The 16580-nt window shown below is 59.9% G+C and carries 9 protein-coding genes and 1 pseudogene; 3 read left to right on the forward strand and 7 right to left on the reverse strand.

Annotation, left to right across the window (positions count from 1 at the left end):
- Nucleotides 1-46 precede the first annotated feature (46 nt).
- Nucleotides 47-205, forward strand: a pseudogene (locus tag AAE029_RS31455) (helix-turn-helix domain-containing protein); the annotation flags it as partial.
- A 75-nt stretch (nt 206-280) separates the two neighbouring features.
- Here AAE029_RS31455 and AAE029_RS31460 read toward each other — a convergent pair.
- The 4 genes from AAE029_RS31460 to AAE029_RS31475 all read right to left on the reverse strand — a co-directional run bounded on the left by AAE029_RS31460 (nt 281) and on the right by AAE029_RS31475 (nt 12545).
- Nucleotides 281-1204, reverse strand: coding sequence for a DUF6328 family protein (locus AAE029_RS31460; protein WP_371076858.1), 924 nt, complete (start codon nt 1202-1204; stop codon nt 281-283).
- Between the two features lie 498 nt (nt 1205-1702).
- Nucleotides 1703-10264, reverse strand: coding sequence for a GH36-type glycosyl hydrolase domain-containing protein (locus tag AAE029_RS31465; protein WP_371076859.1), 8562 nt, complete (start codon nt 10262-10264; stop codon nt 1703-1705).
- Nucleotides 10265-10522: 258 nt separating this feature from the next.
- On the reverse strand, nt 10523-11437 hold the full coding sequence (locus AAE029_RS31470) for a DMT family transporter (RefSeq protein ID WP_371076860.1): 915 nt from the start codon (nt 11435-11437) through the stop codon (nt 10523-10525).
- Between the two features lie 112 nt (nt 11438-11549).
- Complete coding sequence (locus AAE029_RS31475) at nt 11550-12545, reverse strand: aldo/keto reductase (protein ID WP_371076861.1); 996 nt, start codon at nt 12543-12545, stop codon at nt 11550-11552.
- Nucleotides 12546-12696: 151 nt separating this feature from the next.
- Here AAE029_RS31475 and AAE029_RS31480 point away from each other — a divergent pair, with 151 nt between their 5' ends.
- Entirely contained in the window at nt 12697-13611 is a 915-nt protein-coding gene (locus AAE029_RS31480) for a LysR family transcriptional regulator (RefSeq protein WP_371076862.1), read from the forward strand.
- 57 nt (nt 13612-13668) lie between these two features.
- Here AAE029_RS31480 and AAE029_RS31485 read toward each other — a convergent pair whose 3' ends face one another.
- Complete coding sequence (locus tag AAE029_RS31485; protein WP_371076863.1) at nt 13669-14103, reverse strand: OsmC family protein; 435 nt, start codon at nt 14101-14103, stop codon at nt 13669-13671.
- Between the two features lie 419 nt (nt 14104-14522).
- On the reverse strand, nt 14523-14735 hold the full coding sequence (locus AAE029_RS31490; protein ID WP_371076864.1) for a hypothetical protein: 213 nt from the start codon (nt 14733-14735) through the stop codon (nt 14523-14525).
- A gap of 235 nt (nt 14736-14970) precedes the next feature.
- Here AAE029_RS31490 and AAE029_RS31495 point away from each other — a divergent pair, with 235 nt between their 5' ends.
- On the forward strand, nt 14971-15783 hold the full coding sequence (locus tag AAE029_RS31495; RefSeq protein ID WP_371076865.1) for an alpha/beta hydrolase: 813 nt from the start codon (nt 14971-14973) through the stop codon (nt 15781-15783).
- A 142-nt stretch (nt 15784-15925) separates the two neighbouring features.
- On the opposite strand, the gene AAE029_RS31500 is transcribed toward AAE029_RS31495, so the two are convergent.
- Nucleotides 15926-16504, reverse strand: a complete 579-nt coding sequence (locus AAE029_RS31500) for a TetR/AcrR family transcriptional regulator (protein WP_371076866.1) — start codon at nt 16502-16504, stop codon at nt 15926-15928.
- Between the last annotated feature and the right edge of the window lie 76 nt (nt 16505-16580).

The raw sequence follows: 16580 nt of genomic DNA on the forward strand, positions 1-16580 counted from the left end.
CCGGCATCTGGGTGTCGCGACGCGAGCGCAAGAAGCGGGTTTTCCAGCCGCGCGGACGACGATCGCTTCGGCGGCGCGTGTCCTGGGGCTGAGCACGCGTCAGGTTCGATGGCTGCTGGATGTATCCGAGCAGCATGGCGCGGCATCAATCCAGCACAGAGCGAGTGGCCGGCCGTCGAACAATCGGATCTGCGACCGCGAGCGTCTATGGTCATGCGATTATTGACTTACGATAACCTCCCTCATGTCGCCCGAGCCAAGTAGCTCGGGACAAAAAGAGTCAGCGCGCGTCTTCCCTCCGCTGGACGCCGTCACGTCGAACATGTTTCCACCATGGCCAGAGATGCCAGAATCCGATCAGCATGAGAGCGGTGGCTGCGGCTGTAGCGTTTGCAAAGGTCTGGTTCTGGGTAATCTTGCCGATCACAACGTGGACATCAGCCGCTAAACCCAGCGCCAAAAAGACCGTAGCGGCAAGCAGGAGACGACTCGCCACATGGTATAACTCCGCCGCATCGGAGCCGCCGTAAACGATGCGGTGATATGCTGCGGGTGTCACCAAGAGCATGATCGCAAGTGCGACCGAACCAAGCGCGACGCAATGAAGCGCTTTCGCTGAGACCGTAAGATCAGCAAAGCCACTCGTAAGCGCAATTGCAAGCTGAAAACCCAGCAATGCCTGCGCGCCGGGCAATACCACGCGGGCTTCTGTCAAGACATAATCGATCTTGGCCGCGGTCGGGGTCTTTTCGTCCGAAGTAACCATGCTCGTATCTCCATTGCCGTCGCGAAGTAGGATTGGGCCGTACCACAACCCAAGTGCCACGAGGACCCCTAAGACGCCAGCTACGACCCCAGCCGACATTCCAAGGCCGCGGCTTACGGCAATGCCGATGTCCAAACCGAGTGCAAGGGCAAATGGGGCAAGCGTCAAGAAGGATATCCGCGTGACAAAGCCGTTAAAATCCTGTGTCGCTTCTCCTCCCTCCACAATCCGATGGTGCGCGCTCGGTGTTATCAGAAGCGCGACGATCACGACCATGATGCCAAGGACAAGCACTTCGATCCCCTTCTGGAAGAAAGTCAGATTGGAAAACGCATTTTGAAACGGCGCCTGAAACTGAAAACCGAGCAGGATTTGCGCGCCTAGCATCAGCATGCGCAATTCATCCAGAGCAGTCTTCGTTTTATCGGCCAGAGACACCCGCTCGACCTTTCTTTTGCACGACAGCGAGCGGCTGAGCTACCGCTTCTGAGCGCGTCACCCGACAGAATTCTGATGGCGAGTTTCATCAGCGCCTGTGCTTTGTCTATGCATGGAGTAACCGTCACTCCACAGGAAAGTTCCTTGCTGGCCGGTCAACGGCTTAGCCTCTCGGGTACACCTGTTCGAGCCAACCAATTGAACCCCTTGGGCGACGCCGTCGTCGAAATCGAAAACTCGACGGACTGGCTATTTACGAGGACATGGGATCGCTCTCGTAAGAGCCTTATTGTCAGGATGAAGGTCGATAGAGAAGCCGACTCGGTTCGCGAAACAATGCCGCTGTCGTTTTCGAGCCGTTGTGCGCGCCTCACACAGGCGCGCCAAAACCTCGCGGATCTCGGCGCACCGGGCTTTACGCCTCCCCATCAATAGATGGTGGACAGTCTACCGAGACTTCGGGAAGTGATCCTTTCCGCTTCCAGGCAGAAGCGCATCTCATAATGCGGACGCCTTTTCTTGGCGAACGCCTGCTGAACTCTCAACATCCGTTTGGGCGCCCTCCGATTCGAGCGGATATCCCCGGTTCAGATCACCGATCGCGGTTCCGTTTACCGTCACAGAATAGCGATCCGCATCCCGGTCCTTCGAAACGGAAACTTGATATTTTCCGCTCGGCAGGTCGAGGTCCGCGGAGAAGCCATCCCAGGCTGCCGGCACTGATGGCTTGATATATAGGCGGCCGTTTTCGATGCGTATGCCGAGGATACCCTCGAGTGCGACGCGATAGAGCCAGCCGCCCGAACCGGTATACCAGCTCCAGCCACCGCGGCCTTTAAGGGCGCCTTCGCCGTAGATGTCGCCGGCGACCACGTAAGGCTCGATGCGGTAGACTTCCGCTGCCGTTTTTTCGAGCGAATGATTGATCGGATTGAGCATTTCGAAGGTGCGCCACGCATCTTCGGCGCGGCCCATGCGAGCCAGCGCCAGGACCGCCCAGATCGCAGCATGGGTATACTGGCCGCCGTTTTCGCGAACGCCGGGCGGATAAGCCTTGATGACGCCCGGATCGTTTGTGGGCTTGATGAAGGGCGGCGTGAGCAGGCGGATGAACTTGCCCTCTTCATCGACGAGCTTGTCGAGGACGGCGTTCATCGCCATTTCGCTGCGTTCCGGGTTGCCCTCGCCGGACAGCACGCTCCAGGACTGGGCGATCGAGTCGATCTTGTCCTCTTCGGATTGGCTGGAGCCGAGCGGCGCGCCATTGTCGTAATAGCCGCGGCGATAATATTCGCCGTCCCATCCGGCCGTTTCGATCGCGTTCTTGAGCTTGGCCAGATGCTCCGACCAGCGGCCGGCCCGCTGCGTGTCGCCGCGCGCTTCGGCATAAGCGATGAAGCGGCGCAGCGCACCGGCCAGGAACCAGGCAAGCCAGACGCTCTCGCCGCGGCCGGCCATGCCGACGCGGTCCATCTTGTCGCACCAGTCGCCGCTCATCATCAAAGGCAGGCCGTTAACGCCGGTGCGCTTGATCGCGAGATCGAGGCCGAGGGCGGCATGTTCGTAGAGCGATGCGGTTCGCTCGGAAATCCGCGGCTGCAGGAACGCATCATACTGGCCAGGGCTGAGCTGCGCGCCTTCGACAAAGGGCAGCATCTCGTCCATGATCGCTGTGTCGCCGGTAGCAGTGCAATATTGGTCGACGGCATAGGCGAGCCAGACCGGATCGTCGGAAATATTCGTCCGGACGCCGGCGCCGCTGTCAGCCAGCCACCAGTGCTGGAAGTCGCCTTCCGGGAACTGACGCCTGCCGGTGTTCAGGATCTGCTTGCGGGCGATCTCCGGCGAGTGCAGCAGGAAGGCCAGCGAATCCTGCAACTGGTCGCGCAGGTTCCAGGCGCCGCTCGACTGGTAGAAGGCCGTGCGGGCCATGATGCGGCAGCTATAGGTCTGATAGGGCAGCCAGCTGTTGACCATGAAGTCGAGACGCTGATCCGGCGTCGAAACACGTGTCCGGCCGGTGAAGGCCTTCCAGAAGTTCCGCGTCTGGTCGAGGATCTCGTCGAAGGTAACGGAGCGGACATCGGCAATGAGAGCGGCTGCCTCCTCCGGCGAGCCGGCGTCGCCCATATAGAAGCAGATATCGCGCACCTCGCCGGGCTCGATCGTCAGATCAAAGGCCATGGCGGCGGCGGGATCGCCGTCGAGATCCAGGGCGTTGGAGAGGCGCGAACCTGCCGAGACAGTCCGCGGCTGCTGGATCGTTCCGTGGCGGCCGATGAACTCGCGGCGGCTGCCGGAAACGCTTGACGGCGTCTCGCTTGCTGCAAATGCCGCGACACGCGTCGAGAAATTGACGCTGAACGGATTGCTCGCAAAGATCGCCCCCGTCTCACTGTCGAAACTGGAGATGATGAAGGGCTTGCTTTTTGTCGGGTTGTTGCCGAGGATCCATTCGGCATAGCCGTAGAGACGGAGCTTGCGTGCCTCGCCCCCATCGTTGCGGATGCGCAGCTGCGTCAGCTTGACAGGCTTTTCCATATGGAGGGTCTGCGTGACCTCCAACGCGATCTCATCCTGGACCGTCGAGAAGACCGAGTAGCCGAGGCCATGGCGCGCTTCGAAGCGCGTGTCGGACCGCTGCGCCAGCGCTGCATAGGGCACAATCACCGAACCGCGATCGAGATCCTTCAGATAGAAGGCTTCTCCCGGCCGATTGGTGACCATGTCGTTGGTCCATGGGGTCAATTGGTGGTCGCGGGAGTTCTGGCTCCAGGTGAAGGCCGCGCCTTCTGCCGAAACATGGAAGCCGAAGCTTTCATTGGCCATGATGTTGACCCATGGATGCGGCGTCTGCTCGCCGGCCGATAGGCGCACGACATATTCGCTGCCATCGGCCGCAAAGCCGCCATAGCCGTTCCAGAAGGCGAGATCACTGCCGTCTGCCGGCGCCAGCGGGGCGGCCGTGCTGCGGAACATTCTCGGCACGAGGGTGGAATCGCCCCACTGGCCGAGCAGCGCGGGTGACCCGGCAACCGAGCGGGCCCGCTCCAGCTGGTCGCTGAGGCTGCCGTCCCGTCCGCGCAGCACGACGCGCGAGGTGGCGATAATGGCGTCATAAGTCTCCGGCTCCATCAGATCCTTGCGCAGGACGTAGATGTTGCGTTGAATGCCGGCCACCTCGCTGGCGTGACGCGCCGCGTCGCAAAGCTGGTCGATGGTGCGTTGCATCTCCGAAGCCGCCTCGCCGGTGCGCTCGTTGAAGATCACCAGATCGACCTCGACGCCGCGCGACTGCAGGAGACCCTGGGCGCGCAGCAACTCCTTGACGAGATCCGTACCGAGCTCGTCGGTGATGCGCAGCGTCATCAGCGGCGCATCGCCGGAGAGCGTCGCGCCCCAAAGGACGGACTGGGACCTGAGGCCAGCGCGAACCGCCTTGCCGTCAGCGCGCAGTGCCATGTCGGGATAGACGATATAGCGTGCGAACCGCTGGTAGGCAGCCGCCTCTTTCGAATTGATGCCGATCTGCCGCAACTGGGTCTGCGTTCTCGTCCAGGCCTGAACGAGGCCCTGGGCAAAGCTTTCCGGCTGGCGATAGTGCTCCATTGCCGCCTCGAGCTCGGCACGATCGGCCGCCGCAATGGTCCAGAAGGTCACGCTGACCTTCTCGCCGGCGGGTACGCGAAGCGTACGGCGCAGCGACACGCACGCATCCATGGTGAAGCCATCGGAGCCCGACAGCGTTGCATCGGCATCGAAGGCGGCAGCTTCGGTCAGCGTGCGTCCGCGGCCGAGGAAGCGCATGCGGTCAGTCTCGTATTGCGTCGGCCCATTTTCGCCTGACGTATCGACGACCAGCTGCGCGATGGCGACGTCAGGGTCGGTCAGGCCTCGCTTCTGGCGTTCGACGCAGATCGCATCGCCGCGAGCGACGATCTCGGTCTTGAGGAACATGCGGGCAAAGACCGGGTGCCCCGTGTCCACGATATCGAGCGTGGCGACCGGTTCCATATAGGAGGTCACTTCGATGATGCGGTCCTGCGTGCCGGTATTGGTGATCGTGAGGCGGCGGCCTTCCGCATCATGGTCGCTCGCGACGAAGACTTCCATTTCGCTCGTCAGCTCACCGACGGTCTTGACGAATTCCGCCTTGTCGTCACTGAAGCTGACGCGGACATGCTCGTTGGCGATCGAACGCGGCTCTGCGGTCGCAGACCACCATTCGTTCGACGCGGTATCCCGCAGGAAGATGAAGGAGCCCCAGCGGTCTTCCGTCGGATCGGACCTCCACCGGTTGATGGAGAGATTTCTCCAGCGGCTATAGCCGGTGCCGGTCGCCGTCAGCATGGTCGAGTAACGGCCGTTGGAAAGCAGCAGCAATTCACGTTCGCGCGATGCTGGATCTTCCAGCCGGCGGACTTCCGGACGCATGAGGTCGCCCTGGATGGTGGCCGGCGCATCGGTTTCGTGCTTGGCCGCCATGACGGGAATATCGCGCGGGGCCTTTTCCTGCAGCAGCAATTCGGCCGCCTCGATCACCGGATCGGCATGGAAGAGCTCTCGCAGGAGCCCGTCGAAGGCGACGTTGGCGACGGCTGCGATCGACATGCCGTGATGGTGCGCGTAATAATTGTAGACTACCGCACACTGCTTGCCCTCGGGCACCCGGCTCGGCGTGAAATCGACGGCATCATGGAAACCATACATTCCGAGCGCGCCGACAGCCCTGAGCCTGTTGAGGTTTTCCAGCGCCGCAATCGGGTTGTACTGGCTCGCCAGCAGCGAGGCGTAAGGCGCGATGACGGCGTTCTGGCCGAGACCGCGCTTCAGGCCGAGCGTCGGGACACCGAAATTGCTGTACTGATAGTTCATCTGGTGGTCGCGGGCATTGAAGGCCGCTTCTGAGATGCCCCAGGGCGTGCCGAGGCGGCGCGCATAGTTCATCTGTTCGAGAACGATCAGATTGTTGGTCTGGTTCAGGATGCCGCCCTGGTGTTCCTGCATGACGAGCGGCGGCATCAGATATTCGAACATCGAGCCGGACCAGGAGACCAGCGCCCCGCGCGGGCCGACGGGAACGACGTGGCGGCCGAGTTTGTACCAGTGCTCCGTCGGCAGATCGCCCTTGGCGACGGAAAAGAGACTGGTCAAACGTGCCTCTGAGGCAAGCAGGTCATAGCAGGCCGCATCGACTTCTTCCGTTTCAACCCGGAAACCGATCGACAGGAGCCGGCGCTCGGGACGGTAGAGGAAGCTGAAATCCATCGCAAAGGCGATTTCGCGGGCGCGATTGCCGATCCGGATCAGCCTTTCGCGGATGGCATCCGCCTGCGAGGGATCGAAGGCGTCATCGGCAAGATGAAGCTCGCAGGTTTCCACGAGCTTTTCCGCCCAGCGGACAATCTCGTCGCTTTGCGCTGTTTTGACCTCCCGGTCGAGGTCGGCGGCAAGCTTGCGGATGTCACGGGCCTCGCCTGCAAATTGTTCTATGAGAACGGATGAGAACTCTTTCTCGCGCCTGGCTGCAACAATCGCCGTTTCGAGGTCGGCGATTCGATCATCGAGGCGATCGCGGAAAGGTCGGACCGATTTATCGTCCTGCCCAAGCTCGGCAAGTACCTCGCGAAGAATGGCCACGACATCCCCAATGCCATGGAGGTCAGTGTGAATGTGGGCCGCAGGAGCCTGGGCCCAGATGCGACAGGCGGAGGATACGGCAATCAGATGGCCGGCAAAGTTGCCGCTATCAACAGAGGAAACATATTTGCGGCCGAGCGGTTTCAGTGTGTCGGTATGATACCAATTGAAGAGATGGCCGCGATATTTCTCCAGTTTGTCAACGGTTTCGATCGTCTGCTCGATGCGTCGGATCGCATCCTCGAATGAAATCCAACCGAAGCGGCGGGCCGAAATGACCGACAGCAGATAGACGCCGATATTAGTCGGCGAGGTGCGCATGGCGACCACGGCGTGCGGTGTCTGCTGGACGTTATCCGGCGGCAAGTAATGCTGCGCGGGAACCACGAAATGGTCGAAGTAGCGCCAGGTGCGCCTTGCGATCTTGCGAAGTTCGTTGCCGACATCGTCGGGCACATGCAGCCGGTCTTCGGTTTCCGCCGTCTGGCTCACCGCCCAGGCGATGACCGGCGAGAGCACCCAGAGAATGACAAAGGGAAGGCCGACGAGCCAGGCGCCGTCGCCGGAGGAGATAGCAAAGAGCAGCGCCAGAATGGCCAGCACCGGTGCCCGCCACATGACCTTGTAGTGACCGAGGATCGTCGTCTGCGCCATGGCCTGGGCACTCGCGGCGGTTCGCCACTGCAGCATCAGCTTGCGGCTGACGAAGAGACGGTAGAGCGAGCGGATGATGGCGTCGGCCATGACGCAAACGATGTCTGCGATGAAGATGATGCGCAGCGCCACCTGCGCGTTGGCATTCTCGATATCTTTCCAAATGGTATGCAGATGGGCGCGCAGGATGATGTCGCTCGTGCGTGGAATGATGCCGTTGATCAACGACAGGGTCGGCGCGACGAACAGGCTGAAGATGAGCAGGATCTGCCAGACGAGGGCGCCGAGCGGATCCATCCAGTACCAGCCGAGAACAGACGCCAGGAACCAGGCAATCGGGGTGAGCGAGCGGCGCAGGTTGTCGAACATCTTCCAGCTGCCGAGCCCGGTGACGCCACGACGATCATCGAAGATATAAGGCAAAAGCTGCCAGTCTCCGCGTGCCCAGCGATGCTGGCGCGACACTTCCACTTCGTAGCGGATCGGAAAATCCTCGACCAGCTCGCAGTCCGTCACGAGCGCACATCGCGCCATCGAACCTTCGAGCAGGTCGTGACTCAGAACCGCGTTTTCCTTGATCCGGCCCTTGAGCGAGGCCTCGAAGGCGTCGACATGATAGAGCCCCTTGCCGGTGAACGTTCCTTCGCCCGTGATGTCCTGATAAACGTCGGACACCGCAAAGACATAGGGATCGAGGCCGCGGTTGACCGAGAAGACGCGCTGGAACGTCGACGCATCCTTGCCTGTCGTCAGCGACGGCGTCACGCGGGGCTGCAGCACGCCGTAGCCGTCGATAACGCGTTGTTTCCCGGAATCAAAAACCGGACGATTGATCGGATGATGCAGCTTGCCGACAAGCTTGGCCACGGTGTCGCGGACGACGCGCGTGTCGCTGTCGAGGGTCATGACATATTTCACATCCTGGGGCACCGTGTTTGCGCCAAGCAGGAAGCTCGTATCGGGCTCGCCCCGCAGCAGCATGTTGAGCTCGTGCAACTTGCCGCGCTTGCGCTCCCAACCCATCCAGACGCCTTCGGCCGGATTATATTGCCGGCGGCGATGCAGAAGATAGAAGCGCTGCTTGCCCTTCTCTGCATAACGCGCATCGAGATTGGCCATCTGGCTGCGCGCATAATCAAAGACCTCGAGATCACGGGCGCTCTGTTCCTCCTGAGCGTCCGGCCAGTCACTCAAAAGCGCGTAATAGATTTCGCCGCGCGGATTGGCGAGATAATGGACCTCGAGGTTGCGGACGAGTTCGTCGACGTGTTCGCGCTTGCCGATCAGGCAGGGGATGGTCACGAGCGTGCGCGCTTCCGCCGGCAGGCCCTTCTTGAATTCGTAGCCGATCAGCCGGTCTGGGGTGATGAAGAAGGTGGCGAAGAAATTGAAGAGGCCGGTCGCGCCTTCGGAAGCCGGAAGCGCGAACATCAGCAGAAGGACGATCGCCGCAATGGCCGGCATGCCGGCGTCGATAAAGACCTCTTCGACTGCAATCAGCGCCAGGAGCGTCAGGACCAGCACCGGCACGGCGATCGCCAGCCAGTTCAGCCTGCGGATCGCGCGCATGAACTGCAGACCAAGCGGCGGCCGGTAGCCGATTTCCGCTTCGAGCGCCGGACGTCCGTTGCCGACGAAGTAATAGCCGACATTGCCGGCGGAAGAGGCCGGATCCCGGTTCTCTGCCTTGGCGCGGTCGGCCAGACGAACGGCTGCCTCGGCGATATCCATTTCCGCCCTGTCGCAGCGCTTCGCAAGCTTTTCGATCTGGCGGCGATAGCTGTTGCGGGAGCCGGGATCGAGCTCGGCATAATCCGTCTGCTTCCAGAGCAGCTTGTCGATCGTGCTGACCTCTTCGACCCAGGTGGACCAGTCGGTATCGTTGATTTCGCGCAAGCTTTTGATGATGCTGCCCATGAGCGTGTTGGCCGCCGCAAGACGGCTTTGCTCGCTCGACATCACAGCTTCGGCGTCGGTCCCCTTTGCGGCAAGCTTAGCCTCGAGCCAGCCGAGCGCGGCCTCGGTGGGCTCAAGCGCATTGCGCAGGCGATAATGCAACTGGGTGACGAAGGTCGTATCGTCCAGATTGGCTGCCTGCGTCTCCAGGAATTCGGCGGACTTGGCGTCTCCGAGTGCAATCGCCTGATTGGCCGCGGCACTGGCGCTGGCCCGCATTTCGCGGCTCTTGTCGATCCGCGTTGCAACTCGGCGAAGATTATCGATCAGCACATAGCGGACGAGCGAGGGCAGCGCCCAAAGTTCGCCGATGCGCAGGGTCTCCTTGTCCTGGAACCCTTCCGTCACTGCCGTCATGCCGGCATTGCTGATGTTGCTGTGGGCATGCGCCATGTAGAGCCAGGCGAGCGCGAGAGTGCGCGGCACTTCCGTCCCGTCAAGAGTGATCTTGCGCAGTTCACGATAGAATTTCTTCGGAAAGTCGCGGCGGACTTCCTGGATCGCTTCCTCAACGATGTAGTGGTTGTCGAGCAGCCATTCGGCAGCCGGCGTGATGCTCTCGCCGGCGTCGACATCCGTTGCGGCGGCGCGATAGACCCTGAGAATCTCGTTCTCGTTCTCCCGGTGCCGCAGGAAAAAATCGAAGTCCTTGAAGTTTGCGAGATCAAGTGCGCGGCTTTCCGCAAACCGAGTGGCCTTCGCCTTCAGCTGATCGTTTGACAGGAGATCGGCCCGGATACCGAAGTCTGTATCCGCAGGAGGAATTTGAGCCTTTGAGACCGAAACACCCGCAGCATTTTGAGACAACATAGCACTTACTTTTCTATTGAGGAGATGTCTGACTGACGATCGGACAGAACCGAATAAAGGGATCGCCACTCGCATTTTCGGGTTTAGTTCTTCACCACTTTTAAGGACAAAATGTGAATTCCAATGTGGACGCTGGGATATCGGGCGACGAACAATACCGACGGCAGATGAACGTGCGATTAACCATTCATCCGACTTCTCGGGCGATTCACTTCCCTTTCGGCTCTGGCAGCCCCTCCCTCCCCTGTCCTAATGTGCCTAATGGCCGTCGGGTGGGACGTCGGCTTTGGAAGTGGTGTCAACCAAATTCTTCCGATGGAAGATGAAGAGTCCTGCCAGGACGATAATGATGGAACCAAGCAGGATCTGGTTGTCGGGCAAGTCGTCGAAGAAAACATAGCCAAAAACGATTGCCCACAGCAGAAGGCTGTATTGGAGCGGCGCAAGCAAGGACGCTGGGGCGAGCTTCAGCGACCGGGTAATCATCATATGTGCGCTGCCCGCGACGATGCCGAGTGCCAGCATCGCGACAAAATCGAGCGCCGACACCGCTCGCCAATCGCCAATGCTTAAGATAAGGCCCGTCACGAGAGCGGCAACCGTCTGCCATGTGACAAGCGTCACGTCGCTGGTCCGGCGAAGGCGGCGGGCAAGTATTAGTGTAATTGCAAACGAAAGACTTCCGATCAGACCGAAGATCGACGGCAAGGACAACATGGCCGCCGAAGGTCTAAGCGCAATCACGACACCGATGAACCCTATGATCACAGCAAGCCAGCGGCGCCAGCCGATCGTCTCGCCCAAAAAGAAATGCGAAAGAGCAGCCACATAGATGGGGCCGGCCATGTAGAAGGTCATAACATCGGCAAGCGGGAGATAGGCGACGGCGGCGTAGAAAAAGCCGACATCCGCCGTCGTCAGTATCACGCGGAAGATTTGCAGCGGAATGCGCTCTATGTGGAGCAGCGAGCCAGGTCCCTGCTTGACGATCATCGGAGCAAGGATCAGGAAGGAGCCAAGCGAGCGGATGACCAGGACCTGGCCGACGGCGAAGCTCGCCACCAGCCATTTACCCATGGCGTCATTCAGCGAAAACAGGAAATCGCCAAGCAGCATCAGAAGCACTCCGAAGAGCACGCTGTTTCCTGCGGCACTGCTGACGCGCGTATTCATGATTCATCCCGATTGGTTACACTTATTGTCTCCAATAGAGCTTCGTCAGGGAGTCGTCGATTCCTATCCGACGTTTACGCGCGGCTGTCCTCTCATAAGAGAATTCGGCGACTCACCGCTTGGTCACCCAGGCTCCGACTGTGCCATAGCGTGTGCCTGCGAATTTTTCCGGTGCCAGCATGTCGCCGAGCGTCCTGAGCTCCTCCGGCGTAAGGGCGATGTCCGCGGCGGCGACGTTTTGCTCCAGATGCCCGATCTTCCGTGCGCCGGGGATTGGCACAATGAAATCTTCCTGGTTGACGACCCAGGCTAGCGCGAGCTGCGCAGCCGTTACCCCTTTTTCGGCAGCCATCTCCTCCAGCATTTTCAATAGCGAGGCGTTGATGGCCATGTTTTCGGCGCTGAAGCGGGGAAGCGTCCTCCGGAAATCCTCGGTGCCGAAATCTTCCGGCTTCTGTATCTTGCCCGTCAGGAAGCCGCGGCCGAGCGGGCTGAACGGTACAAACCCGATGCCGAGTTCACGGCAGGTGTCGAGGATCTCGCCTTCCGGATCGCGCGTCCAGAGCGAGTATTCGCTCTGGAGAGCGGAAATCGGATGGACAGCTTGCGCCCGGCGGATGATGGCAGCTCCCGCCTCGGAAAGGCCGAGCGCGCGCACCTTGCCTTCCTTCACAAGTTCCGCCATGGCCCCGACCGTATCCTCGATCGGCACCTGCGGGTCGACGCGATGCTGATAGAAAAGGTCGATCACCTCGACGCCCAGCCGTTTCAATGATGCCTCGGCCACCTCGCGGACATGTTCCGGCCGGCTGTCGACGCCGGACATGGCGTCGACGCCGCGCTTGCTGGCGTCGATCCGGAAGCCGAATTTCGTGGCGATCACCACCTTGTCCCTGTAGGGCTTCAACGCCTTGCCGACGAGGATTTCGTTCTCGAACGGTCCATAGACCTCGGCGGTGTCGAAGAAGGTGACGCCGAGTTCAACGGCCCGGTGCAGCGTTCGGACGGACTCCTTCTCGTCCTGGCCGCCATATGCGTGGCTCATGCCCATGCAGCCGAGGCCGACTGACGAAACGGTAAGGTCGGGGCCGAGTTTGCGTGTCTTCATCAGTTCATTCCTTCTTGTTTAAGCCGTGACATGCAGAGCGAAGGCGCGTTATCCCAAAACGGCAGATAACCGCCATGCAGCACGCAGAAATACGAGCAGAAGGATGGTGCAGTGATTTCGATAAATCCAATGAATATTTACTATCGCCTTCATGAAGACAATTAATATCGCCGGCATCGACCTAAACCTTTTGGTCGTGTTCGACGCCCTGGTGTCCGAAAGACATGCCACCCGTGCTGCGGAACGGATCGGGCTCACGCAGCCCGCCGTCAGTCACGCGCTCAATCGGCTGCGCGCTCTGTTCGAAGATCCACTCTTTGTTCGCGCGCCGCGCGGCATGATGCCGACGCCAGCCGCATTGGAGGCCGCACCGGTTATACGGTCGATCCTCGAACAGGTCGAGGCTGTGCTACGGGGCGGCAGGATTTTCGATCCAAAAGAGAGCACAAGACAATTCGTGCTTGGCCTCTCCGATTATGCGGCTTTCGTACTCTTGCCTCGGCTGACGGCGCGGATAGAACGCGATGCACCGAACGCATCCCTCGTGATCCGCAATACCAGCCACGGCGTCGGCTTGCCGATGTTGGAGGAAGCCTCGGTCGAACTCATCGCCGGCAACTTCCCCGCGCCACCTTCTCACATGTGTGAGGAATTGCTTTACAAGGAGGATTTTGTCTGCGCTGGCCGAGGCGATCACCCTGCCCTCGCAAATTCTCTTGATATCGACCGCTATCTATCCCTTCGGCATCTTCAGGTATCGACGAGAGGCGATTCGCATGGCTATGTCGATTTCGTGCTGGCTGAGCGCGGATTAAAAAGAAAAGTCGCCGTCACCGTCGGGCATTTCCTAATGGCTCCGCTTCTGGTCGACTCGTCAGACCTTCTGGCAACCGAACCGCGTCGCCTTTTCATGCCGCTTGCCAACCGGCTACCGCTTCGCCTCTGCCCGCCCCCTATCGAAATTCCGCCGTTTCGGGTTGTTCAGGCCTGGCACTCCCGTCACGATTCAGATCCGGGCCACCAGTGGCTTCGGCGAGTGATTCGGGAGGTTGCTCAACGGACTTGACGTTCCCCCATTCTGGTTTTCGCAAGCGAATGCGATACATCTTATGGAGGCGGCCATCTAAGATCCGCTCGTGGCAGCGGTGTCGACAACCGCAAAGTCGTGGGTAATTGTAGCCGTTTTCGCCAGCATCGCCGACGCCGAGCAGTATTTTTCGATCGACAGCGAGATTGCGCGTGCGACCTTATCCGCAGCCAGGCCGCGCCCACTGACCACGAAGTGCATATGGATGCGGGTAAACACTCTCGGGTCCTGTTGCGCTCGATCCGCGTCGATTTCGACGACACAGTCCTCGACCGGTTCGCGTCCCTTTTCGAGGATATGAACGACGTCAAAGGCCGAGCAGCCCCCGGTGCCGATCAGGACCAACTCCATAGGGCTTGGTCCCGGTGTTCGCCCTTCCGGTCCGACGGCTGTCCCGAGTACGACTTTGTGGCCGCTCTCGGATTCGCCTATGAAGGTCCGGTCTTCAACCCATTTTATGCGTGCTTTCATGACATTGCCCTACGATGACGACGTGACCATTATAGTCCAATGGACTGGAGATGATCTCTAACAGTCGCCAGGTCAAGTGCGGCGCGGTGGCCGCAATCATCCTGTCGCCGAATGGGCAAGGCAACTGCACTTGTTCCAGGCGAGATAGCGCCCGCCACACGAGAGGTTCTCGCGGCAAAAGGAGGTGATCCTGTGGTCGCACAGGGACTCGATGTCGATCTCGATCTTGGGAGCAAACGCACTTCCCCGGCAACCACCCCGATGACGAGCGCCCTCCATGATCGCATATAGGGGACGAGTTCTCCAATGTTCTTGGAGCCCGCGAGGGTAATCGCGCAAGTAACCTCGGCAAGACCTTCGAGAAAAGGTCTTATCCAAATAGTTTACGCGGCAGAAAAAAGCAGTACGCCAGCCAAGAGTTAGGACAAGGCGCGCTTACGTCCCTTTTCGGCAAGCTCCATTACGTAATCTTCCGCCGCGTCCGCCAGCGCCAGCGCCAGTTCCGCGTCAGACCATCCGCGTCTCTTCAGACGGTTGATCATGTTGAGCATGGCAGTTTCGACGGCTGCCCTGCAATTGGGCAAGGATTTAGAGACGCTGTCTGCGTCGTCCTTCTGCTGTGTATCGACCATTTTAAAACCCCAGAATTTATAGGGGTAACATCGCAGAAGTTGGCGCATAAGCAAGTGAATGTTTAAATACTAGTTAACGCGGACTGCGGCGATCGTGCCATTTGACGACAAATACACAAGCAAGACGGCGCTCCATGAGCGTAGGCGGAACCTGAAGACGGATTAAATAAACGTCCGGTATGGGGGTGAAAACAGGTTTTCGACGTCTGATAGACCCGCGGAGGTATGTGTTTTCGTGAGCGCCACAAAATTCCTGTTGATCTTGCCGTTGGTGGTGGTCTTAGGTTATGTGGCGCTTGTCGGCCTGATGTATCTGTCGCAGCGCGCGCTCCTCTATCCCGGCGGAAGCGCGACCCCTGCTCCAGATCACGCGAACTGGGGCGAGAAGGTCTCTATCAGGACGCCCGACGGAGAGACCCTTCATGGACTCTATAGTCAGGGCGCGCCCGGCAAGCCGTCAGTGTTGTTCTTTCTCGGAAACGCTGACCGGGTCGGCAATTACGGCTTTTTCGCCGAGGCGTTGGCGGCGCGGGGCATTGGCCTGCTTGCGATTTCCTATCGCGGCTATCCCGGCTCGACCGGCACGCCAAGCGAGGACGGGCTATTGACCGACGGCATTGCTGCGTTCGACTGGCTTTCTGTTCGCTCCGAAAGCGAGATCGTGTTGCTTGGCCAATCGCTGGGAAGCGGCGTCGCCGTGAATACGGCTGTGCAGAGGCCGGCTATCGCCGTCATCCTTGTGTCTGCCTACCTGTCGGTAGTGCAGCTCGCGCAGACGCATTACCCATTTCTTCCGGTTGCATTTCTCATCAAGGATCCCTTCCGTTCGGATTTAAGAATAGCAGACGTGAGGCAACCGAAACTTTTCATTCATGGCCGGCGTGACGCTGTCATCCCGCTGTCTTCGGGCAAGGCGTTGTATCGCATCGCTCCCAAGCCCAAGCGGATGCTGATCTACGACGGCTCTGGTCACAACGATATGTGGGACGCCCGTATGATTGACGACATCATCCGCTTCGTAGAGGTATCACTTGGACAGGATTCTTAACAAAAATTCTGACGTGCGGCTGCTTGCGCGCCTTTGATGAATGCTCGTTTGGCACCTAAGAACTCGTTCGTTTCGGCCGCCGCCCTGCCGAAGTGCAGTTTCTCGGCGAGAGCGTATTGCCACTGAAGCACTCTGACGGATCTCAGCGCTTGCGTAGTCCGTCGACAAACACGTCGACCATGCGCAGAGCCGTCGGCTGCCAGTCGGTCGTGCCTTGTGAGTAGAAGATACCGACGAGCGTGCGCAGCAGGTCTTCCGGGGGAACGTCGCCGCGGATTTCGCCCGCCTTTATCGCTCGTTCGAGCAATAGCCGGATTGCGCCGATCATGCGCCCATAGGAATAAGCCTTCAGTTCGGACGAGCCGTGCGCTGCGAGCTGCAGCGCCTCGACCATGCCCTTCTTTGCCGCCACCAACCGGACGTTAGCCTGCAGCCATTTCTTGAGAGCCTCGACTGGCTCGCTGTGTGTTGCAAGCTGTTCGGCCAGATCGCCAAGGAGGTCCACCTCGTGCCGGTAGACGGCCTCGAACAGCGCCTCGCGGGTGGGAAAGTGCCGGTAGAGCGTGCCGATCCCCACGCCTGCCTGCCGGGCCACCGCCTCGAGACTCGCCTGGGACCCGCCGGTGCTAAAGATCTCCGTGGCCGCCTCAAGCAGTCGCTCACGGTTGCGAATTGAATCTGCACGCAGTTTTCGCCTTGTTTTGCCGGTCTCTTGTTCCATCTGCTAAAAACAGGCTCGTCCCTCTTGATAAACGGAGGATCCCTCCGTATAAATAATCACACACCGCGACGCGCAC

The sequence above is a fragment of the Sinorhizobium sp. CB7 genome (assembly GCF_041357635.1).
GTDB lineage: Bacteria > Pseudomonadota > Alphaproteobacteria > Rhizobiales > Rhizobiaceae > Rhizobium.